A 19,801-nucleotide genomic window follows, 5' to 3' on the forward strand; every position below is an offset into this window, starting at 1 on the left:
TTTAGATTAGCTTAGTTTAACTGGACGCCATTGCAGTAATACGAAGGGGAGCATGAGGAAGCGTAAGGCCTTTTGCTTCATTTATCCATGCTTTATCTAACTGCATAATACCGTTATTGATGTGCGGTCCCTGAGGCGTAATAAAGTCTAGATTTTTGTCAGTAAACTGAAGCATTAACCCTTTAACGGAAGGCATCATAAACGACAAAAAACTGCCCATTTCATTAAAAAATGCTTCATATTGATCGTATAAAAACATCAATTCGTCTTTTGTGTAGTACTGCTTCAAATAATCAGGTTTTGTTTCTAGCTGTACCGACATATCACATACATTGGCCGCTTCAGTTAACGATATCCTAACCAATGCATTTGCCAGCTTTAGTGCCTTTTCATCTGGAACCGTAAAACGGTATTCATCAGTTACTTCAAGCGCCATTGTTTTTTTATCTGTAACAATACTGGCAGATTCAATGGCACAAAGGCGCCCTTCACCTACTCTAACAAAACCAAAAGCAAACTGTAGTGCTTGGGTATCTTCGTTATCTAGCTTTTTTACATGACTGTAAAAACGGCTGTATTCTACGTTTACCGTTTCAGCACTGACAACGCTGGACACAAGTGAACAAGCCAATATAAAAGCGGCGCGTATCATTCTATTATGAACTCCTCATTAAATCTGATCATAGTCTGGAGCTCTTCAACATAAGCGGCCCCCCGCTCAGAATAATTCATCAACCCATCTGCAAGCGCTTCTCCAGTAATGGGTATTTGGTTAGCGCGCAATCGACTTCTTATTTCCCGCAAATCGGCATATGCATCGTGACGATTTAAATTGCGCATATAGGTGTAGGTAGCACGGGACAAGCTCTCAAACTTAGCCACTTCATGTGATGCGCCTTCGTTTCTAAGATTGGGGACAAACCCACATCCCTTAGAAAAACACCAAAGACCGAAAAAATTATACCCTTTACGTGCAAATCGGCTTGTACCCCACGCTGATTCATTCGCAGCCTGCACGAGCACCAACTCTTCGGGAAGGATATCGATTTTTTGCAGCAGAGCCAGCAGCTTTCTTTTCAATGGTTGAGTAGACTTTACTCGGTATTCTTGTTCTAACCACTCAAGGCGTTCTATGTCATCTTCCGACAACGTCTCATCTGCCAACGCCTTTCGATAAAGGGTTTGAACATAATGTCGAAGTGTCAGTAAATACGCATTTTGTTTTTCAATCTCAGGCTTGAGATAGTCAAAAAATGCCGTCTTTTTCTCTTTTACATTCGTGTATTGAGAGAAGTCTGGAACTGGCTTTTTAGCAGCCACGGTTTGCGGGACGTCTAAAATATCGGGTTCATCTTCTGTAAAAATAATTGCATTAATCACAATGACCGCTAACACGCCCAGTGTAATGACAACAATTTTTAAGGTTTCTGTTTTATGCATCGAAGCTCGACTCATTCACATCATTTTCAGATGCGTCCGTGCCTTGACCTTGCTCTCCAATTAGCTCGTCGTAAAGCAAGCCCATCATACTAAAATAAAAGGGTAATACCCAAATCAAAGAAAACCCAAGGGTAAGTGGCGCACTTAAAAACAACAAAAAAAGAACTACGTAGATTGCCGCAATCTGCTTCCAATACGCGTTAAACACCCGACAAGATAATATTATGGCACTAATGGGAGTGAGTTTTCTATCAGCCACCAACATGAGTGAAAATGACGTAGCCAAATATAAATAGATGCCTGGCAATAACAGTAACATCATACCTAATTGCACCAGTATGCTATTTACCAACTGTGTGAGTGCAAGCAAAAAAATTAAAGGAAGATAACGAAATATCGAAAATACCGTGGTTTTCTCTCCCCTCGCCTGATGAACCCCTATCATATACAGCCCCGTAAGCAACGGTGCCACAATACAAATTGCGACGACTTCAATAATGGATTGATGTTCAAAGGTGTAACTACCATCAGCATTTATAGTAATGTACTGCTGCGCTACAACACCCAATACAACGAAGGTTAAAAACAACACTAAGCTACCTTGAAAAAGCGCACCAAAATTGGCCTTAGTCAGTTTTGCTGCTTTGCTCAATAATGCTTTTATATCGAAGTTATACTGCTTTGTTAGCGTTGCATTCAAGCGCTTTGAATTAACTTCTTTCACTTATCTCTCTTTATTCGCACTGCTGAAAATTCTTATCGATTATACCAATTTAATAAGTTCAATGCCCGCATAACACCACACTCGCTATTATCCAAGCACCAGCTTAGCGGCAAGCCCTACTAACAACACTCCCATTGCCCGGTCTAGCCAATAGCCCTTTCTACCTATCAGCTCTGCCACTTTACTGGTACTTAGCATATAAGAGAGAAAACAAAACCACAGACCAGTGGCTAGAGCAAGGTAAATACCGTAGCCCAGTTTCACACTAAACGGCGTGTTAATGTCGATAATGGCAGTGAACAATGATAAGAAAAACAACGTGGCTTTAGGGTTAAGTCCGTTTGTCAGAAACCCCATCCATAGCGCTTTTTTAGCCGAGATCCCTTTTTGCGGCTGTGTGCTTTCTATAACAGCGTCACCTTTTGGTGGGCCACTTCGTAGGGCGCCAAACGCTAAGTACAAGAGATAGGCTGCGGCCAAGTAACTAAATGTGGTAAACAGCCAAGGTGTTGTGGCTATAACAACGCTCAACCCGACAAGGGAATAGGCCACATGCAGTAAAATGGCAAGGCCAATACCGACACTGGTAAAAATAGCGATACGCCGACCATAGGCAATGCTATTTCGAACCACAATAGCAAAATCAGGCCCTGGGCTTGCTACCGCAACTAAATGCACCAATGCTATTGTCAAAAATTCATTCATATACTGCATGTACTGCGCCTCCTACAGCGCGTGTTGGGCAATTAAGTGAGATACTAACTCAGGCACTACGCGCGTAGCCGGCCCAGTCAGTGACTCATCAAATAAACGATTAGTGGCACTGGGCGCCAAATTGGCTTCGATAGTGTGCGCACCGGCTTCTTTGGCAACTTGCACAAACCCTGCGGCAGGATAGACGTTGCCAGAAGTGCCAATAGCAATAAAAATATCTGCATGAGATAGCGAGTGAAATATTTCATCCATATACATGGGCATTTCCCAAACCATACAATGTCAGGACGCAATGTGCCCTTTTGGCAACACGGACACGGCGTAGTCTGATCAAACGCTTGAGCCCAGCGAAACGTTTCCCCCGTGTCGTTACACCGGGCAGACAACAACTCACCGTGCATATGTAACACTCGTTGACTTCCACCGCGTTCATGAAGGTCGTCGACATTCTGAGTAACTAGTAATAAGTTATCCGCAAAATGCTTCTCTAGCATTGCAAGGGCTTCATGGGCAAGATTAGGTTGCACCGCACTTTCCTGAAGCTGTTTGCGCCGGGCATTGTAAAACCGGTATACCAAGCTCGGATCGTTATCAAATGCTTGTGGGGTAGCAACCTCTTCTACGCGATGGTTTTCCCATAAACCATCATTGTCTCGAAAGTTTTTTAACCCTGACTCTGCTGAAATACCGGCGCCGGTGAGGACCACTATACGGGGAGGTTGGGTGCTTGAAGTCATTGTGTTGTCACCTCATAGCGAGGATCAGCGCCCCACTGTGACCACGAACCATCATAAACCGCGACATGCTTTGCGCCACACATAAGTGCAGCAAAACCGATAATACACGCGGTAATTCCCGATCCGCAGGTGCATATAATAGGTTTTTCTACATCGACCTTGGCCCGTTGAAATACTGTCTGTAACTGTGCAATTGACAAAAAGTGGCCATCTTTTAACAGCGTATCAAAAGGAAGATTGATCGCCCCAGGCATATGTCCTGAACGCAATCCTGCTCGCGGTTCGGATACTTCGCCGTAAAAGCGAGGGGCACTGCGCGCATCAAGTAATTGGGTATGAGTACCCAGCGCCTGTTGCACTGTATCGGCATCGACAAACCACCCACTTTGCACGTTCGCCTGATATGACAAATTGCCATATTGCTGCTGCTCACTGGTAGGTAAGCCTGCGCTTTGCCATGCTGGTTGCCCACCATCTAACAAAAATACGTCTTTGTGCCCCATTGCTTTTAGCATCCACCATACCCTAGGGGCACTGTAGATCCCTCTAGTATCGTATACAGCGATGGGGGTATTGGAAGTGACACCTTGCCGCCCGAGATACAACGACAGCGCATGTGCCGAAGGCAAACTGTGCGGTAAATGAGTGGTGTGATCGCTTCCCTCTCCGTCTAAATCAAAGTCGACGGACGCTGGCAATACATTTGCACTTCGAGTATCGGGTTTCTGCGTAACAGGATCATCCATCACAGCTCGTAATAACGTAATGGGTCTCTCCTGCATGTAGGCCGCTAATTCATTAACTTGTAATAACGAAGAACGCATCCACTTCCCCTTTTGTTCCCATCACAATTTGCCCATCATTAGTTCAGTTAGCTTAATTATAACGCTGCTAACGCGTCGTCATAATTGGGTTCTTCTGTGGTTTCTGCGACTTGTTCGGTATAGCGCACGTTACCTTTGCCATCTATCACCACAACACAACGAGATAGCAGCCCTTTTAGCGGCGCAGAATCAAACGTTACCCCGTAGTCCTTTCCAAAACTGGATCTGAAAGTAGAGCCAGTGATCACATTTTCAATCCCTTCTGCACCACAGAAGCGGCCGGCAGCAAAAGGAAGATCAGCAGATACACAAATTACTACCGTATTGTCCAAGTTCGAAGCGCGCTCATTAAATTTGCGTACCGACGTGGCACATGTTCCTGTATCGATAGACGGGAAAATATTTAACACAACATTTTTCCCCGCCAACTCAGCAAGCGTAACTTCACTTAAATCTGCTGTAACCAGAGTGAATTCCGGCGCCTTCGTCCCTACCGCAGGAAGTTCACCCACTGTCGATACCGCATTACCTTTAAATGTGATTGATGCCATTCGCTTTCTCCATTTTTGCTAGTATAAAAAGGTTGTAAAAAGTCGTTTTATGTATCTGCGTAAATGTCAGAATATTACTGTGCTACAGCTTACTCTTTGACTTGGGCGGCAGCAAACGCCAGCTTGTGCTGCAAATGCGGCTTACCTTTTAAGTATTCCCGTCTAAAAATACTGAAATAATGGGCAAGTGTGCGTGCGCCTTCTTTTTCACCCGCCAAATCAAGCACGCTAATACCTACTTCTGCAGTACAATGCTGAAAAGCATGGGAAGATTCTCTCAATAAATAGTCTGAAGCTGCTGTTGCACTTACGCCTAAAACAGGAAATCCATGCAAATAGGGACTCTTTACAAACATCTTCTTCGCTTCGCGCCAGGTCCCATCTAAAAAGATAAATAGTAATTTTTTACCCGTATTCATTGGTGGTTGATCAATGCACCTGTCTTGTGTCGCGTACTCATGGGGGAAAACCACAATGGGGTAATAGGTTTCATCATGTAACAGCGCAATCAGTTTCGCTGACGGCGCGGTGCGATCCCATAAAAATGCGTGATTTTCCTTTACCACATCCGCGATAAGGCGGCCGGTATTAGTGGGTTTATAGTATTCACCCTTGTACATTAAGAACAGCACGGCCACATCGGTAGCAGGTGACGGTTTGTAACCACATATACATTGTGCAGAAGGTAGCAAACAAGTGTCACAACGCTTCACTTTACTACCCCGAGCATAAAAAGGTCGCTCGGCTTTACGTAACTCTTCCTGACGAAGAGACATGACAGAATTCAAACGGTTAATCTTCAAGAGGAGAAAGCGGTAAAGTTATCACAAATCCACATTGGTCAATAGTGCAATTAACCGAATATACCTGCTCCAATGCAGCGCAGTGATATATACAAATTATTTGATATTACTCAGAGGATGAATTAACAAAAAGTGCTTTAGACTGTTGAGTCACATGAGGACATAAACCAGTCTTACATATTGATTTTAAAAGAATAAATGGTACCCGGGGCCGGACTTGAACCCTTATGTCATTGATTTATATGAAGTTAAGAACGATACAGAACACATTCTTTCGTTAAGCGTGTGTTCCTTATTGTTCTGTTTTGTTCCTCTTTGTGGCACAAACCTGTCACAACTTTTAAAGGTATCAACTATCAAATAAATGATTATGTTATTTAAAAGTGGTCATGACTGACCTTATGAAAGTAGCTCTTTGCCAACTATCTTATGATCAGCAAAGTCTCTAGTGAGGGCTCAAAATTTTTACAAGCTAAAACGCCTTTCTGATTTGTCCTTCCAAGGGTAGGAGCAACTCCCCCAAGTGCAGTATTTCCTCTCTGCTGGCTAAGGGTATTTGGTCAAAAGAAAACGGGAGAGTTATTTTAGGAATGGGTTTAGTTATATCTTTGGTCAACTTTAAATATAAATCTATGTTAATTGAACTGACGCGATGTATCTTCAGAATTGTTTTAATAGATTCAAGTGACTCAATTATGGCGACCTGATGATCTTTTAAATCGAATAGAAACTTCATAGTCTTTCCGATTTGCCTGCCTGAACGTGTATTCGTTAAGGGTACATTAACAACCATTTCCTCAATCAATATCAGAATGTGTTTTCGAATTGATCTGGTCTCCTCAATTAACTTATCAAAGTCACTTTTGGTCTTCCAGCTAGACAAAGCCGTGTACGCAATATACATAGTGCCTAGTGCGCCAACCCCTGCCATTAAAGCACCTAATGACGTTGCTGCCGTGGACAAGTCCTTGTCAACTAGGTCTGCTATCCCGAGCCCTAAAGCTAAACCTACTAGGCAACCCATAACAAAAGTCTCGATATCAAAGTCCATTTTAGTCCTTAAATGAGTTGTCGCTTAGAAAGCATCTTTAAGCTCTTTACGAAGACTTCGGTAAGTTTCAACAACAGCACTCACTTCAGTAGTTTGGGGTATAGATGAATTGGTAGTCCAACTTACACCTCCAAGCAATCTCGTGTAACCGCCCTGCTCTTTAAAAAAAGAAATCACCGATGCAAGGTTAGATATCTCACCTACTCCCCTTGGCAGGTGAGCTTCCATTTGATTAAGTAACTTATTTATATTTATCTCTATAAATGAACATTCCATATACGGCGATGTCATCTCGGCACACCATTGTTGGTAGTCTTTACTGTCATCACTTGGCACGTTTAAAAAATGACTGTGAAGTCTATGAACAGCGCTGAGGTAATTCTCTAACTCGCTGACCCCTTCTTCATATTTCGACATAACATATTTGTAATCACTTTCTTTTTTCCAACCGCTCAGTGCTTTCGCTGCAACAATGAGTGTACCGACTGCACCTACACCGGCCAATAATGCCCCTAGTGAAGAAACAGCTTCGTTGAAGTCTTTATCAAATATATTTGCGTAACCGAGACCTACGATAATCCCCAGTAGAAGTACAATCAGATAACCTTTAATGTCGAAGTCCATTTCAAATCCTGTATGAAATTTTGATCAAATAATATACCGAAACTTTTACAGAATTCTAATAATTAAGTACGGGTGTATTACTACCGTGATTTCGTTTAAAAACGAAACCTACCCCCCCTATCAAAAGCACACAACGCTAACGCGTATTGATGGAATCATCCATCATCTATTCAAGGACTACATCATGCTTAAAGCATTCAATCAATTCTTTCACGTACTATCTCTACTATTCACTTCAGCTGAAGATGCAGCTGTATCACTCAACAAAGCAACAGGTGTTATGCGTGCTAACGTTGAGACATGGGAAACAACAGAGAAACTTAAGCTAGAAGAGAAGCTTGCTATAGCTAAGGCAAGCAGAGTTACATCTATCGAGGACAAGGCAGCATAAGCTGTCTCTCCTTTTTCTAAAAGCACACTACACAACACATCTAAGACAGTTCTTATTAACCTTCTTATCTACCTCATCAGATAGTTCTACTAATTCTCTCTGTATCGCATTCTAAGAGTACATTAGATGAATGAGTGTGAATGTATGACTTCACCTTATACATGAGCAGAGAGGTAGCGTTGTAGTCATTAATTTATAAACATTACATTTCATCGCGACTTAACATAAACCAAATCAAAGGAGCCTTTACATGTCACCAAGTAACTCTATGAAAATGAAAACTCAAATATACCCTCGTCGTTATGTATTTATAACGATAGAGGGTGTGCGAAAACTAGCGTGTTATATGAATGAGGAATGGATTATCGATTCAACCTGTAAGAGCATCAACGAGATGCTTGAAGCAGGTGTAGTTGGAGAAGAAGCTGTTCAAGGTTGGGTAAACCTGCAACCTGCTACTTCCCATTAACCCTGTTTTTAAGAAAAATATCGGCATAGGAGCGTATGCTTTGTGAACCAACAAAGCCTATGACTCCACCGATGAACACTGTCCACTCTTGATCTAGCCCTAACGCATTTACCCCACTTCCAGCTACTACAGCTAATGCCCCACATAGAACTGACTCCAGCAAGATACGTACAAAAGAGGTTTCTTCCTTGTCGTAAACAACTCGGAATAGAGCAGTTATAACCGCAAGGAACATACTCAAAATTGTTGGTATCGATTCAATAAAAGTGAATTATCAAAACTTGATTAATCGATAGTCTCGAGTTCTAAACGAAGCCAAATAAGAAATCGAATTGGGGTGACGTGCCGGAGGCGAAGTCACCACTAATGTAAAATCACACGTAATTTATTCATGAGTAAACGATATACTGTTATCGAACTATAAATTTATTTCATTCTAATTAATTCAAGTGGTCGACTCTGCCTTCGGCCCGTCTTCCAATATAAGTTCATCATACGAGGGAGATCATTGCTTCTAATATAGTTACAATATGAATTAAATGACTCAGCGAATGTGAGCTCCGCTCACTATCGCGGTTTCCACTAAATACATTTAATGAATGTCTAAGAAATAATAAAAGTAAGTTGATTACTTAGAATTGATAGGCGCAGCCTATCTTCTATATGTTTTTATGTAAAAATTTAATATAGATTTCAAAAACATAAACAGCATAAGCACTACCAATTAACTAGAACATTTAAGCTATTCATCTATCAATTAGATAGAACACAAGGTATCCAACAGATAATGCAAACACCCCGGTTTACTAGAGTAAGTCCTATAAGAGGAACTTTGAATTCTCACAAGCGCAATAAAGAGGTAACTAAGGAAGATATTTTTGATAGATTGGTTAGTCTACGCAAACCAGCACAAATGCTGTTTGTACGACTAAAATCGACGTACGATTATAAGTACAATACAGCTTACATTACTAGGGAATCATCGGAAAAAGACAATCGCCGTGGGCCTTACAAGACATTAATGAACAACATAAGATCATTGGAGAAAGCAGAACTTGCACTAAGAGTTCCATCCGCCTTCTATAGGACTCTAAAGATTCAGCAATATCAAGATTACACCTTCTTACTAAACCCTTATTTCATCCACCCAAATGAGCTCGAAATAGTCTGGAAAGTATGGGATGAATTAGCTGAAGAACATGGTATAGCTAAGGTAAACTTAAGTTATCCATTACTCGCTAATAATCAGTAGATTAGAGTATTGGCTAGACTATATTCTATCAGGCATTTTTCCCAATCCGATATTGAACTATACATTATCGCAATCCACGAACAACGTAAGTACAAGCTGACGTGTTTGATACGATACTCTAAATTCAACTTATAAAGACCAGTTAGCTATATACTGCCGATAGTCTATTTCTAGTAAGAAAACAACGAACTCAACTAACGCAAGTTACATTGAACTAATTAGGCATGCGATTACTGAATTTTCATTTAGCTTCGCATCTCCTAACTTATGCATTTCAAAGCCCCTTTTTAGGGGCTTTCTAATTATAAGCCTCTGAACACTTAAAACCTGTAAGTTACAAGAAGAAGCACAATTCCAAACTAAATAATCTAACCGAGGAGCTACATCTTGACCGTTAATATTAGTGACTACGCTAAAGACTTTAAAGGTGTGAACGTGCGCGGTGAAGCTGTCTCTATTGATTTTCATTATAGGGGTGTTCGCTGCCGCGAAACTATCAGTAACCTGAAAGCTACAAAAGCTAATGTGAAATATGCGTTCAACTTACGTACCACTATCCTTCACGAAATAGCGACCAAGACTTTTAGCTATAGGAAGCACTTCCCTAACTCAAAGCGAGCTGACTTATTTGAACCAGCAACCTATATACCCACAGTTGCTGAAGCATTAGATCTTTGGCTTGAAACCAAGAAGTCAGAGTACGCACCTAAAACTTTCCGTGGCTACAAAGGTATTGTAGATAACTACCTTAAACCTAAATTCGGAAATAGGGCTATCGATTCTTTAATGCAGTCAGAAGTGAAACGTTGGCGTAGTAGAGAGCTTGGTAAGCTAACTAATAAAACCATCAACGACATACTTACACCGCTTCGTGGTGCATTCAATGATGCAATGGCTGATAGAGTTATAGACTTTAATCCGCTAGACCACGTTAAAAACCTTGAACGTGATTCTGATGATAATGCTGACCCTTTCACAACTGAAGAGTTAATCAGAATAGAGAGAGCAGAAACATCACGCGAGTCAGAACGCAACGCGTTCCTATTCGCTTGTCACACTGGTGTACGTATTTCTGAATGGCTCTGCTTAGCTTGGGAAGATATCGACCTTGTTAAAGGGGAAGTTTACATTCGACGTGCAGTTGTCCGTGGCGACTATAAAGTACCAAAGACAAAAGGTAGTGTCAGAACCGTTCACTTAACTCGACAAGCTAAAGAAATACTATTGGCTCAACAAAGTATTTCAAAGATGAACCATAAGCGTGTAGTTGAGGTGACACAATCAGATAAACGAAGGAAGAAGAAAGAGAGCCTTACTTTTGTATTCCCTGACACATTTACACTAGAGCCATACATTAATAGTGCACGTGTAGCCGAAAGATTCTTCGAATCGTTTCTTAAGAAACTCAACATTCGATACCGTGGCCCTAATCAAGCTCGTCACACATTTGCTAGTAGATTGCTAACGACTGGTGCACCTGAGAGATGGATCATGCGAGAAATGGGTCATACGTCCATTATGATGTTCGAAAAACACTACGGTAGATGGATGGATGATGAGATGCCTGGTATGAGTGAACGGGTATCAAAACTCATCGATACTGTCACATCTGAGTCACATGAAAAAATGAAATATGCGTAAGATATTGATTTTAAAAGGGAATAAATGGTGCCCGGGGCCGGACTTGAACCGGCACGCTGTTACCAGCGAGGGATTTTAAATCCCTTGTGTCTACCAATTTCACCACCCGGGCATCGGGTTGCTTTTCAGCAAGGTGTCAGGTGTAGAACCTGATGCTACGTTAACGTAGCGAATGGAGGCGGAACCCGGAGTCGAACCGAGATAGACGGATTTGCAATCCGCTGCATAGCCATTCTGCCATTCCGCCAGAATGCGTCTGGCATTTAATTAAGGCTAATCTAAAAGGATTGGAGCGGGAAACGAGATTCGAACTCGCGACCCCGACCTTGGCAAGGTCGTGCTCTACCAACTGAGCTATTCCCGCATACCTTAATCGTACATTTCGTTTCGGTGATGTCCTCTCGAAATGTGGGGTGCATTCTACCTACCCATTCAGAACTGTCAATACGAAAAAACGTTTAAATTGAGATAAATGCGTATTTTTATGATCGTTTGCTATTTTTTTATTCACTTTGATTAATGCGCGATCAATTTCAATTTTAAACGCCACCTCGAAGGTGTTGCCATGCGGCTTTGGTATACACAATCATTGACCAAATAGACAGCACTGCGGCGATATAAAGTAAAATATAACCCAAGCTTACCCAGTAAATGGGAAAGCCCATGAAAGTTTCTAATCCAGAAAGCAGGCCAATCAAGGCCAACATTTGAGCAGTAGTTTTTGCTTTGCCGATAAAAGACACTTTTACTGCATCGCGCACGCCATTGGTTCCCATCCACTCTCTTAATGCCGACACGTAAATTTCACGAATAAGCAAAGCAATGGACGGCAACGTGATCCACAGCGTGCCGTAGCTATGGGTGATCATGAGTAATGCTGCACCCACAATCAGTTTATCGGCTACCGGATCTAAAAACGCGCCAAAGGGCGTGGATTGTTGTAACTTACGCGCCAGATAGCCATCGAACCAATCGGTAATTGCCGCTAACCAAAAGATAAACGCACCTGCTTCGTGAGCCCAACGCCAATCAAGAAAATACACCACTACGAATACAGGAATAAGGATTACTCTGAATAAAGTAATACAGTTTGGAACAGTCCACATAAAAAATACGTCTCAGTTTTTGCCTCTACGGGCGTTTAGCGCAGCTGTTTAGCTATCATTTTGGATACACATTACCCTAATTTCTAGCGTAATGCTTGCGACTCATGCGTTTTATTGGTGAAGGTGATCGTAAATGGTCTCAGCCAATTCCTGACTAATACCCGGAACACTCGCTATTTCATCTTTACTGGCTTTTTGAAGACCTTGTAACCCTCCCATAAACTTCAATAAGGTTTGTCTGCGTTTGGCGCCTATACCGGGAATGCTTTCCAAACTCGACGTGGTTTTCACCTTTTGACGGCGATTTCTATGACCAGTTATGGCAAAACGGTGCGACTCGTCACGGATATGCTGAACCAAATGTAAGCCCGGAGAATGGCTTTCCATTGGAACAACGTCGTGACTGCCTGCTAATATCAGCGTTTCTAAACCGGGTTTTCTGGTTGTCCCCTTTGCCACACCCAGCAACATAGGTTTTTTATCGTGAGGCCAGTCTTCAAAAAACGCCTCGGCTTGAGCAAGCTGCCCTTTTCCCCCATCAATCAACAGTAAATCTGGGATCTTTTGAACATCTTTCACCGATTTATAGCGACGTTTTAACGCCTGCGCCATCGCAGCATAGTCATCTCCGGGCGTAATGCCTTCAATATTGTAACGGCGGTAATCGCTTTTTAACGGCCCTTCCCGGTTAAACACCACACACGACGCCACGGTTTGTTGGCCAGAGGTATGACTGATGTCAAAACACTCCATACGCTGAAAGGGTTGCTCAACTTCAAGCGCCGCTTCTAAATCGAGATAACGGGCGAACACCGACTTTTGTTGACTGTATTGGGCTTCAAGCGCAGTCTGCGCATTGGCTTGGGCAAGCTGAAGGTATTTGCGCTTTTCTTCTCGCGCACCTTTAAAGAAGGTGACCTTGTGACCTGCTTCACTGCTCAATAGTTCGCATATCGCGTCTTGATCGGTCAATTCACGTGCCAGCACTATTTGTTTGGGGATGATTTTATTCCCCGCTAAATAGAACTGTAAGAAAAATGATTCGAATATTTCCTGTTCATCTGCTGTTGTCGGCACTTTAGGAAAAAATGCTTTACTGCCTAGCAATTGACCATCGCGGATAAACATCACTTGAATACAGGCCATATTGCCTTTAAAAGCAAAACCAAAGACATCCATTTCATCCTGCGTACCGGCTACCCACTGGCGCTCCTGCACTTTTCTCAACGCATTTATCTGGTCACGGTAGCGCGCTGCCGCCTCAAAGTTTAAGTTATCGCTGGCCTTTTCCATCTTTTCAACCAAGCGCCCTATCACTTGCTGATTTTTCCCTTTCAGAAACAGACGGGCAAAATTCACCTGTTCCTGATATTCCTCATCACTGACATAACCTTCTACACAGGGGGCACTGCATCGTTGCATTTGATACTGTAAACACGGGCGACTGCGAGCGCGATAATAACTGTCTTCACATTGCCTGACGGGAAAAATGCGCTGCATTGACCGCAACGCTTCTCTTACCGACCACGCACTGGGGTATGGGCCAAAATACTCCCCTTTCTTTTTTTGCGGTCCGCGATGAAAGGTAAGTCTTGGGTGTTCATGGCTGGATAGAAATATAAACGGATAGGACTTGTCGTCACGCATCACTACGTTGTAGCGAGGTTTATATTTCTTGATGAAGGTGTTTTCAAGTAAAAAGGCTTCCGTCTCACTGTTAACCACAGTGACATCCATGTGGGCAATCTGACTGACCAGTGAACGGGTTTTCGCATTATCCAGATTAGCGCGAAAGTAGCTGGATACACGTTTTTTAAGGTTTTTGGCTTTTCCTACATAAATCACCTCTTCCTGACTGTTATACATGCGGTACACGCCAGGCTGAGAGGTGAGATTTTTTAGGAACGCTGCTGAATCAAACGCAGATGGTGATTGCTCTGACATAATGCGTATTGTTAACGCCTATAAAAGGTTCGGGTCAATAAGCTTATGACGCAGCGCGAGGTGCGTTAGTTCAACATCCGAGGTTACGCCTAACTTATCAAACATTCTATAGCGGTAAGTATTGACCGTTTTTGCGTTAATACTCAGTTCGCTAGCGATATCCGTCACACGCTGGCCTTTAGTCAGCCGTAGTGCAATGTTCAATTCTCTACTCGATAAATCATTGAACGGATTTTCAGACTGTGGAGAAAGCTTACCAATGGCAATACTGTTGGCAACTTCACTGTCTATATATTTTTGGCCACCCACCACTTTGTGAATAGCAAGGATAACTTCACTTGGTTCTGCGTCTTTAGTTAGAAAACCAAACGCCCCCGCTTCCATAACCTGCATTGGAATAGGACTTTCCTTATGCATAGATAAACATATCACGCGGGTATTCTCAGACATACGTACAATTTTACGGGTGGCTTCTAAGCCACCAATGCCTGGCATATTAACGTCCATGAGTACCACATCTGGCGCATTTTTTCGGCACAATTGCACCGCGTCTTCACCATTTTTCGCTTCTGCGAGAATAGTAAAATCGTCAACGTCTTCCAGAATCCGGCGTATCCCTGTTCTGACCAAATCATGGTCATCTGCTAGGATTATTTTTATCACTCTAGTATCTCACTGACTTCACATTTTAAAACAACAGAATTAAGGGCTGACCTATGCCATGCTAGGCACGAGCGTACACACCCAAAATTACTTCCAAGTCATCATACCACGAGTTGCGCCCGCGTGAAGTGAAGATACACATTTTGTAAATAAATTACTGATATTAAGTATTTTTGAGCTTATTATTCAGGCAAATCAAACCATAAAGCCACTGTATTTGTCGGGGTAGAGAGCAGCATTGTTTCATTAATATACAATCCGATAGCATCTCCAGAATTTAACGAGATGGTTTCCTTTTCACTGGCCAGCTTTGCCGTAACTTCACCGCTTACTACATGAAGGTACCCTTTTCGGCTTGCAGTTGTAAGCGTCAATGTATCAGACGATTTTAGTGTTATACGGCTTATTGCTGCATCTTGTTTGATAGGTAATGCGCCGTTATTTCCTGATTGGTTCACCAATACTTCAACTATTGAGCCTGCTGCGTCCCCCTTACCTACTGTTTTTTGTGCATAACTTGGATCACCACCTTTTTGATTCGGCACAATCCAAATTTGAAGAAAATTAACCGGTATATCAGCAGATGGATTAAATTCTGAGTGCATAATGCCTTTACCCGCACTCATCACTTGAATGTCACCAGCGGGCACAATGTATTCGTTACCAGTATTGTCTTTATGCTTCAACTCACCACTTACCACGTAGGAAATGATTTCCATATCGCGATGGCCGTGAGTCTCAAAGCCTCTGCCCCCTTGTACTACATCGTCGTTAATTACTCTAAGGGCAGAAAACCCCATATGATTAGCGTCGTAATAATGTCCAAAAGAAAAGCTGTGCTTACTGTCCAGCCACCCTAGATTCACTTTGCCTCGCGCTGATGCTTTTCTTAAATAAACCATACGTTTTGCTCCTGTCACAACACCATGATCTATCAACGCTATAAAAATGCTTAAAATAGGTGTCATGGTGCGATTTAACGCGTGTCACATCATTTAGTGACGTTCAGATAGCAACATTATATGGGCACTATTTTAGGATGAAATGTCATTTAATAGCGGGTTTCGTTCTTTAAAATAGAATTTAGTTAAAAAATATTCGATTAAGAGCTTGTTCGATTAGTGCAGGGTGCATAGCCAGATTTAAACGAATATAACCAGGAGCACCAAACTGTTCACCATCGCTGCCTATTACCCCCCTTCTTAGACAGTCTTTATACGACACTGCAGGAGTGAAACATGTTTGGTCAGTGTCACAACGCGCAGAGGCATGTAAGTTCAACCATAAAAAATAGCCTGCCGCCCCCAAAGTATATTCCGTTTGAATAGCATAATGGTGAAAAAAAGCGCTCACCAATTCTCGATTAAACCCAATTGCCCGTCTTGTCGCCTCCAGCCAATCACCACCGCGTTCATATGCCGCTATAAGGGCGACTTTACTGACAGCGGCTGCGTCAAGGTGCTTTCTTTGAATCGTACTTTCAAACGCCTGCCGCCTGACAGCATCGGTAATTACCGCATAAGATGCCCCCGGTAAGCCCGCTAAGTTAAACCCTTTATTAGCGCTGTTAAGATGTATAAGACAAGCGGAGTTGGCTAACCTTACCTGCGCACCAAATAAGGGAACGCTAGCAGGAGTGTTGTTGATAAACCCCCATTCACTGTGCACTTCATCCACAATCAGTATAATATTGTGACGTTCACAAAATGTGATAATGGCTCGTTGACTTTCAGTACTTATTAATGCGCCGTCAGGGTTATTAGGATGACAGAGTACAAAAGCGCTGGCTTTGGGATTCAAACTGTTAAGGTCAATATCCACAACACCGTCATTGCCAAAGGCTTTTCTCTGGGGGGGTGTATTCTGGTTACTTGCATTCTGGTTACTTGCATTGTGGTCATTGGTATTAGGGCGGGGAGTACTGCGGTCAACGTACATTGAGCCTGTTGTGTGTGTTTGAATGACGCTAGCCTTTGTTGGCCCTGCTTCATGCGCAAGCGCATTCGATTGCGCAGTGCAGGCTTGAGGCGTGTAAGGCACTGCCAAGGGTTCTAAGTCGTTTAATGCAATAACATCCCTTAACGGGCCATAGGTAGGCGTAAGTACCATGACCTTCTCGCCTTTTTTACAATAGGTGTTAAGGGCAACATCAACTGCACTGATCACACTGGCCACGTCGACAACCTGATCGGCCTTTATGGCACATTTCGCCAATTCATTTTGTTTGTTCAGCCATTTCGCGACTGCTTGGTTTATAGAAAGCGAAGCATATCCATAGTGATTTTTAATATGGTGTTCGACGGCGCTAATGATGGCCTTTTCAGGTGGAATATCCATATCGGCAATCCACATCACAATGGCGTTTGAGGGCGCGTGCGGAAACCGCGTGGCTATGGCATCAAACTTTATTCGCCCCTTACGCATAGAGGAGCGCATATAAGAGGATGGGTCATCGCCGCTTTGCCACACTGACGTAAATTCGCAAAAGCGCTCGGTCAAACTGTCAAATACCGGTGTGTGCGCAAGGTTCATCCATTGCACCATTTAAGTGCTATAACAGTGACAACTCGCCCCATAACACGCCTCTTTTTCACTCTATTCTCTCTTTGCTGTCTTAAAGCTGTTACCCTGAACTGCCTCCACACGCCCAGCAATTCACCTACAAATCTGCACACTTGCCCTAACATGAAATCAGACTTCTATGAACTCGCTGTTTTTTGAAATACGTTGAACTCAGATAAGGTATGTTGAAATTTGCGTTTTGTTTCTCGGATCACAAATGGAATTTCTTGGGCACCTCCAATACGTGTAAATTGTGCTCCTAACACCTGTTCTAAGGCTTGGGTCGAGCTTAGCGTTTCACCATTTTCATCTTTATAGCCACCAAGCCATTCCTTGCGCGCTGTGTACTCTTCCAACCAGGTAAAGGGACTTGCTACCACCAGTAGCCCGCCCTCATTTAACCGCTGACTTATTTCATTTAGCACTTTGCGAGGGCTGTACACCCTATCGATCAGATTGCCTAGAAAGATCAGATCATAACCGGTGTATTGCGGTTTTAAGTTACACGCATCACCTTGGGCAAACGCGACTTTTGTCGTGACATTACTTAAGCCTAACGCACTAAGCTTACGCGATTTAAAAGACGTGAGTTCTCCCTCGTCTATCAGGTGATAACGAATTTCACCGCGCTCTTGCATCGCAAAAGCGGTTTTAATAAACCGTGCAGAAAAGTCTATGCCATCAACATGGTCAAAATACTTGGCCAATTCAAAAGTGCATCGGCCTACGGCGCACCCTAAATCAAGTGCTCTACTACCGCTGGACTTACCGACTTCCTTCATTTTGGCTATACAAAATTCTGCACTGGCTTTAGCAAAATTGGCTACACCATAGTATTCGTCACCATAGTGAAATTCACTGTATTGTGACACTTGGGTATCACTTTCATAATCGAAGTCGGACACGGTTATCTCGCTTTCGCTCTGAACATACCTAAAACCCGCATGCTGAAAAAAGTGTCTTCTAAACGCATAGCGGCTGTCTTTGCTTGCTTCGTTACCTGTTGCGATCCAGCTGCCACCTTTGATCAAATTGTGCTTGTTATCATATGTAGGTGTAGTGAAATCATCGTAGAGGGGATGCACTTTGAAGCCGTCATACGGGTAAATTGGCGTTTCTGTCCATTGCCAAACGTTACCCACCACATCATAAAATACGCCGGTTTTATTCACATTTACAGGCTCACTAGAGGCAAACTTATTAAGCGCTATGTTAAACCCATCGGCATAGATAGCTTGCGACAAACCCGCTTGTGTACGCATGGCTAACCATTCATTCTCAGTAGGCAACCGTATTAGCTTACCCAATTGCTCACTTTTATAATTACAAAATGCCTTAGCCTCGTGGTAGTTAACATCCACCGGCCAATCAAGGGGCAAATCATGCTCTTCAAGCATACTTCTATAACGATATCCTTGAGACGTTTTAAGCCAAAATACAGGATGAGAAGCCTGGGTATATTCACGCCATTGATTACCCTCATCTTCCCAGTACTCGGCATTTTCATAGCCACCCGCTTGGACAAACGATAGAAATTCACCGTTTGAAACTAAGTACTGTGATGCACTAAATCCTTCCACCTGTTGCTGCTGGCGACCATACTCATTGTCCCATCCGTAATACGCACTGTCCCATCTCTTATCACACGTTACCAACGTGGGGGCAATATCCATTAACTGATTTTTGGGTATGTCTTTTAAATGGGCTACGCGTTGATGGCAAACGGGCCAGTTGAGATTAGGATTGACTAATTCGATAGGCAATTGGCGAATTAACACTGAAGACGTTTCTAAGTGGATGCGTTCGTGTTCTATACCCATGATCACAGGCCACATCGGGTTTTCCCAGTCGATAGGCAATGAAAAAGACAAGGTGTCAATTAAGTCGCATACCAATATCCGTACTTGCTTTCGGTAACGCCTCACTTCGTCCACACTGGGCCAGTCGTAGTTTTCGTCATTGAGATCATCCCAACTCATTTCATCTACGCCAATGGCAAACAAAGATTCGAACTTGGGGTTAATTCGCTCATTGATGATTTTTGCCAACACCAGCTTGTTAATAAAAAAAGTAGCAGTGTGACCGTAATAGAAAATCAGAGGATGGCGCAACTTTTCGGGGCGCGCATAAAATGCTTCATCCTTGGCTAAACATGAAAAAAGTGATTCATAGGTATCAAATGCGTCTAGGAAATACGCTTTTATCTCAGCGCGTTTTTGTTCTACTGTTCCTATCCTTAGGTTAGGTGTGGGCATTGCCTGCATGCTGTCCTCTCAATTTCTCTGATGTCCAGATACACTCAACC

The 19,801-nt window shown here is 42.9% G+C and carries 20 protein-coding genes, 3 tRNA genes and 1 pseudogene; 4 read left to right on the forward strand and 20 right to left on the reverse strand.

Annotated elements, in window-relative coordinates:
• Positions 1-16 precede the first annotated feature (16 nt).
• From ACMCM8_RS07870 to ACMCM8_RS07915, 10 genes and pseudogenes are all read right to left on the reverse strand, one after another.
• Positions 17-652 carry a DUF2987 domain-containing protein gene (locus ACMCM8_RS07870; RefSeq protein WP_412727146.1) on the reverse strand — a complete coding sequence of 212 codons (636 nt, stop codon included), beginning with the start codon at positions 650-652 and terminating at the stop codon, positions 17-19.
• Entirely contained in the window at positions 649-1,440 is a 792-nt protein-coding gene (locus ACMCM8_RS07875) for a glucosaminidase domain-containing protein (RefSeq protein WP_412727148.1), read from the reverse strand. The genes ACMCM8_RS07870 and ACMCM8_RS07875 overlap by 4 nt, the downstream gene beginning before the upstream one ends.
• Positions 1,433-2,164 carry a stress protein gene (locus tag ACMCM8_RS07880; protein WP_412727150.1) on the reverse strand — a complete coding sequence of 244 codons (732 nt, stop codon included), beginning with the start codon at positions 2,162-2,164 and terminating at the stop codon, positions 1,433-1,435. Before ACMCM8_RS07880 ends, ACMCM8_RS07875 begins: the two co-directional genes overlap by 8 nt.
• Positions 2,165-2,251: 87 nt before the next feature.
• Positions 2,252-2,878, reverse strand: coding sequence for a LysE family translocator (locus ACMCM8_RS07885; protein ID WP_412727152.1), 627 nt, complete (start codon positions 2,876-2,878; stop codon positions 2,252-2,254).
• A 12-nt stretch (positions 2,879-2,890) separates the two neighbouring features.
• Positions 2,891-3,615, reverse strand: a pseudogene (gene cobB, locus ACMCM8_RS07890) (Sir2 family NAD+-dependent deacetylase).
• Positions 3,612-4,439, reverse strand: a complete 828-nt coding sequence (locus ACMCM8_RS07895; RefSeq protein ID WP_412727154.1) for a sulfurtransferase — start codon at positions 4,437-4,439, stop codon at positions 3,612-3,614. The pseudogene cobB and the gene ACMCM8_RS07895 overlap by 4 nt, the downstream one beginning before the upstream one ends.
• A gap of 56 nt (positions 4,440-4,495) precedes the next feature.
• The gene (tpx, locus tag ACMCM8_RS07900; RefSeq protein ID WP_412727156.1) at positions 4,496-4,990 is read right to left on the reverse strand and encodes a thiol peroxidase; all 495 of its coding nucleotides are present in this window, start codon (positions 4,988-4,990) and stop codon (positions 4,496-4,498) included.
• 89 nt (positions 4,991-5,079) lie between these two features.
• Positions 5,080-5,766: a tRNA-uridine aminocarboxypropyltransferase gene (locus ACMCM8_RS07905; RefSeq protein ID WP_412727158.1), complete on the reverse strand. Its 687-nt coding sequence runs from the start codon at positions 5,764-5,766 to the stop codon at positions 5,080-5,082.
• Positions 5,767-6,265: 499 nt separating this feature from the next.
• Complete coding sequence (locus tag ACMCM8_RS07910) at positions 6,266-6,844, reverse strand: hypothetical protein (RefSeq protein ID WP_412727160.1); 579 nt, start codon at positions 6,842-6,844, stop codon at positions 6,266-6,268.
• A gap of 24 nt (positions 6,845-6,868) precedes the next feature.
• Complete coding sequence (locus ACMCM8_RS07915) at positions 6,869-7,468, reverse strand: hypothetical protein (RefSeq protein ID WP_412727162.1); 600 nt, start codon at positions 7,466-7,468, stop codon at positions 6,869-6,871.
• A 184-nt stretch (positions 7,469-7,652) separates the two neighbouring features.
• Here ACMCM8_RS07915 and ACMCM8_RS07920 point away from each other — a divergent pair, with 184 nt between their 5' ends.
• A complete protein-coding gene (locus tag ACMCM8_RS07920; RefSeq protein WP_412727164.1) occupies positions 7,653-7,859 on the forward strand; it encodes a hypothetical protein in 207 nt (68 codons plus the stop codon).
• Positions 7,860-8,109: 250 nt separating this feature from the next.
• Entirely contained in the window at positions 8,110-8,328 is a 219-nt protein-coding gene (locus ACMCM8_RS07925) for a hypothetical protein (RefSeq protein ID WP_412727166.1), read from the forward strand.
• Here ACMCM8_RS07925 and ACMCM8_RS07930 read toward each other — a convergent pair.
• Positions 8,315-8,590 (reverse strand): phage holin, lambda family, encoded by a 276-nt coding sequence (locus ACMCM8_RS07930; RefSeq protein WP_412727652.1) that lies wholly within the window; start codon positions 8,588-8,590, stop codon positions 8,315-8,317. The genes ACMCM8_RS07925 and ACMCM8_RS07930 overlap by 14 nt on opposite strands.
• Positions 8,591-9,160: 570 nt before the next feature.
• Here ACMCM8_RS07930 and ACMCM8_RS07935 point away from each other — a divergent pair.
• Both ACMCM8_RS07935 and ACMCM8_RS07940 read left to right on the forward strand, forming a co-directional pair.
• Positions 9,161-9,580 carry a hypothetical protein gene (locus tag ACMCM8_RS07935; protein ID WP_412727168.1) on the forward strand — a complete coding sequence of 140 codons (420 nt, stop codon included), beginning with the start codon at positions 9,161-9,163 and terminating at the stop codon, positions 9,578-9,580.
• A gap of 387 nt (positions 9,581-9,967) precedes the next feature.
• Positions 9,968-11,221: an Arm DNA-binding domain-containing protein gene (locus ACMCM8_RS07940; RefSeq protein WP_412727170.1), complete on the forward strand. Its 1,254-nt coding sequence runs from the start codon at positions 9,968-9,970 to the stop codon at positions 11,219-11,221.
• 25 nt (positions 11,222-11,246) lie between these two features.
• On the opposite strand, the gene ACMCM8_RS07945 is transcribed toward ACMCM8_RS07940, so the two are convergent.
• The 9 genes from ACMCM8_RS07945 to ovoA all read right to left on the reverse strand — a co-directional run bounded on the left by ACMCM8_RS07945 (position 11,247) and on the right by ovoA (position 19,760).
• Positions 11,247-11,333: transfer RNA gene (locus ACMCM8_RS07945), tRNA-Leu, on the reverse strand.
• Positions 11,334-11,394: 61 nt separating this feature from the next.
• Positions 11,395-11,468 (reverse strand) — tRNA-Cys (locus ACMCM8_RS07950).
• A 41-nt stretch (positions 11,469-11,509) separates the two neighbouring features.
• A tRNA-Gly gene (locus tag ACMCM8_RS07955) sits at positions 11,510-11,585 on the reverse strand.
• Between the two features lie 175 nt (positions 11,586-11,760).
• A complete protein-coding gene (gene pgsA, locus ACMCM8_RS07960; protein WP_412727172.1) occupies positions 11,761-12,327 on the reverse strand; it encodes a CDP-diacylglycerol--glycerol-3-phosphate 3-phosphatidyltransferase in 567 nt (188 codons plus the stop codon).
• A 111-nt stretch (positions 12,328-12,438) separates the two neighbouring features.
• A complete protein-coding gene (uvrC, locus tag ACMCM8_RS07965; RefSeq protein ID WP_412727174.1) occupies positions 12,439-14,271 on the reverse strand; it encodes an excinuclease ABC subunit UvrC in 1,833 nt (610 codons plus the stop codon).
• Positions 14,272-14,289: 18 nt separating this feature from the next.
• Complete coding sequence (uvrY, locus tag ACMCM8_RS07970; RefSeq protein ID WP_412727176.1) at positions 14,290-14,934, reverse strand: UvrY/SirA/GacA family response regulator transcription factor; 645 nt, start codon at positions 14,932-14,934, stop codon at positions 14,290-14,292.
• 182 nt (positions 14,935-15,116) lie between these two features.
• Positions 15,117-15,836: a pirin family protein gene (locus tag ACMCM8_RS07975; RefSeq protein ID WP_412727178.1), complete on the reverse strand. Its 720-nt coding sequence runs from the start codon at positions 15,834-15,836 to the stop codon at positions 15,117-15,119.
• A 181-nt stretch (positions 15,837-16,017) separates the two neighbouring features.
• Positions 16,018-17,466, reverse strand: a complete 1,449-nt coding sequence (locus ACMCM8_RS07980) for an aminotransferase class I/II-fold pyridoxal phosphate-dependent enzyme (protein WP_412727180.1) — start codon at positions 17,464-17,466, stop codon at positions 16,018-16,020.
• A gap of 167 nt (positions 17,467-17,633) precedes the next feature.
• Positions 17,634-19,760, reverse strand: a complete 2,127-nt coding sequence (gene ovoA / locus ACMCM8_RS07985; protein WP_412727182.1) for a 5-histidylcysteine sulfoxide synthase — start codon at positions 19,758-19,760, stop codon at positions 17,634-17,636.
• Positions 19,761-19,801: the final 41 nt, after the last annotated feature.

This window comes from Alteromonas sp. D210916BOD_24, assembly GCF_047159385.1.
GTDB lineage: Bacteria > Pseudomonadota > Gammaproteobacteria > Enterobacterales > Alteromonadaceae > Alteromonas.

What these genes read in the sequence shown, in the direction of transcription:
- ACMCM8_RS07905 (WP_412727158.1), bottom strand. Translation starts at nt 5,766, where the DNA reads ATGTCTCTTCGTCAGGAAGAGTTACGTAAAGCCGAGCGACCTTTTTAT.
- pgsA (WP_412727172.1), bottom strand. Translation starts at nt 12,327, where the DNA reads ATGTGGACTGTTCCAAACTGTATTACTTTATTCAGAGTAATCCTTATT.
- ACMCM8_RS07875 (WP_412727148.1), bottom strand. Translation starts at nt 1,440, where the DNA reads ATGCATAAAACAGAAACCTTAAAAATTGTTGTCATTACACTGGGCGTG.
- ACMCM8_RS07895 (WP_412727154.1), bottom strand. Translation starts at nt 4,439, where the DNA reads ATGCGTTCTTCGTTATTACAAGTTAATGAATTAGCGGCCTACATGCAG.
- ACMCM8_RS07920 (WP_412727164.1), top strand. Translation starts at nt 7,653, where the DNA reads ATGCTTAAAGCATTCAATCAATTCTTTCACGTACTATCTCTACTATTC.
- ACMCM8_RS07870 (WP_412727146.1), bottom strand. Translation starts at nt 652, where the DNA reads ATGATACGCGCCGCTTTTATATTGGCTTGTTCACTTGTGTCCAGCGTT.
- tpx (WP_412727156.1), bottom strand. Translation starts at nt 4,990, where the DNA reads ATGGCATCAATCACATTTAAAGGTAATGCGGTATCGACAGTGGGTGAA.
- ACMCM8_RS07885 (WP_412727152.1), bottom strand. Translation starts at nt 2,878, where the DNA reads ATGCAGTATATGAATGAATTTTTGACAATAGCATTGGTGCATTTAGTT.
- uvrC (WP_412727174.1), bottom strand. Translation starts at nt 14,271, where the DNA reads ATGTCAGAGCAATCACCATCTGCGTTTGATTCAGCAGCGTTCCTAAAA.
- ovoA (WP_412727182.1), bottom strand. Translation starts at nt 19,760, where the DNA reads ATGCAGGCAATGCCCACACCTAACCTAAGGATAGGAACAGTAGAACAA.
- ACMCM8_RS07915 (WP_412727162.1), bottom strand. Translation starts at nt 7,468, where the DNA reads ATGGACTTCGACATTAAAGGTTATCTGATTGTACTTCTACTGGGGATT.
- ACMCM8_RS07925 (WP_412727166.1), top strand. Translation starts at nt 8,110, where the DNA reads ATGTCACCAAGTAACTCTATGAAAATGAAAACTCAAATATACCCTCGT.
- ACMCM8_RS07975 (WP_412727178.1), bottom strand. Translation starts at nt 15,836, where the DNA reads ATGGTTTATTTAAGAAAAGCATCAGCGCGAGGCAAAGTGAATCTAGGG.
- ACMCM8_RS07910 (WP_412727160.1), bottom strand. Translation starts at nt 6,844, where the DNA reads ATGGACTTTGATATCGAGACTTTTGTTATGGGTTGCCTAGTAGGTTTA.
- ACMCM8_RS07980 (WP_412727180.1), bottom strand. Translation starts at nt 17,466, where the DNA reads ATGAACCTTGCGCACACACCGGTATTTGACAGTTTGACCGAGCGCTTT.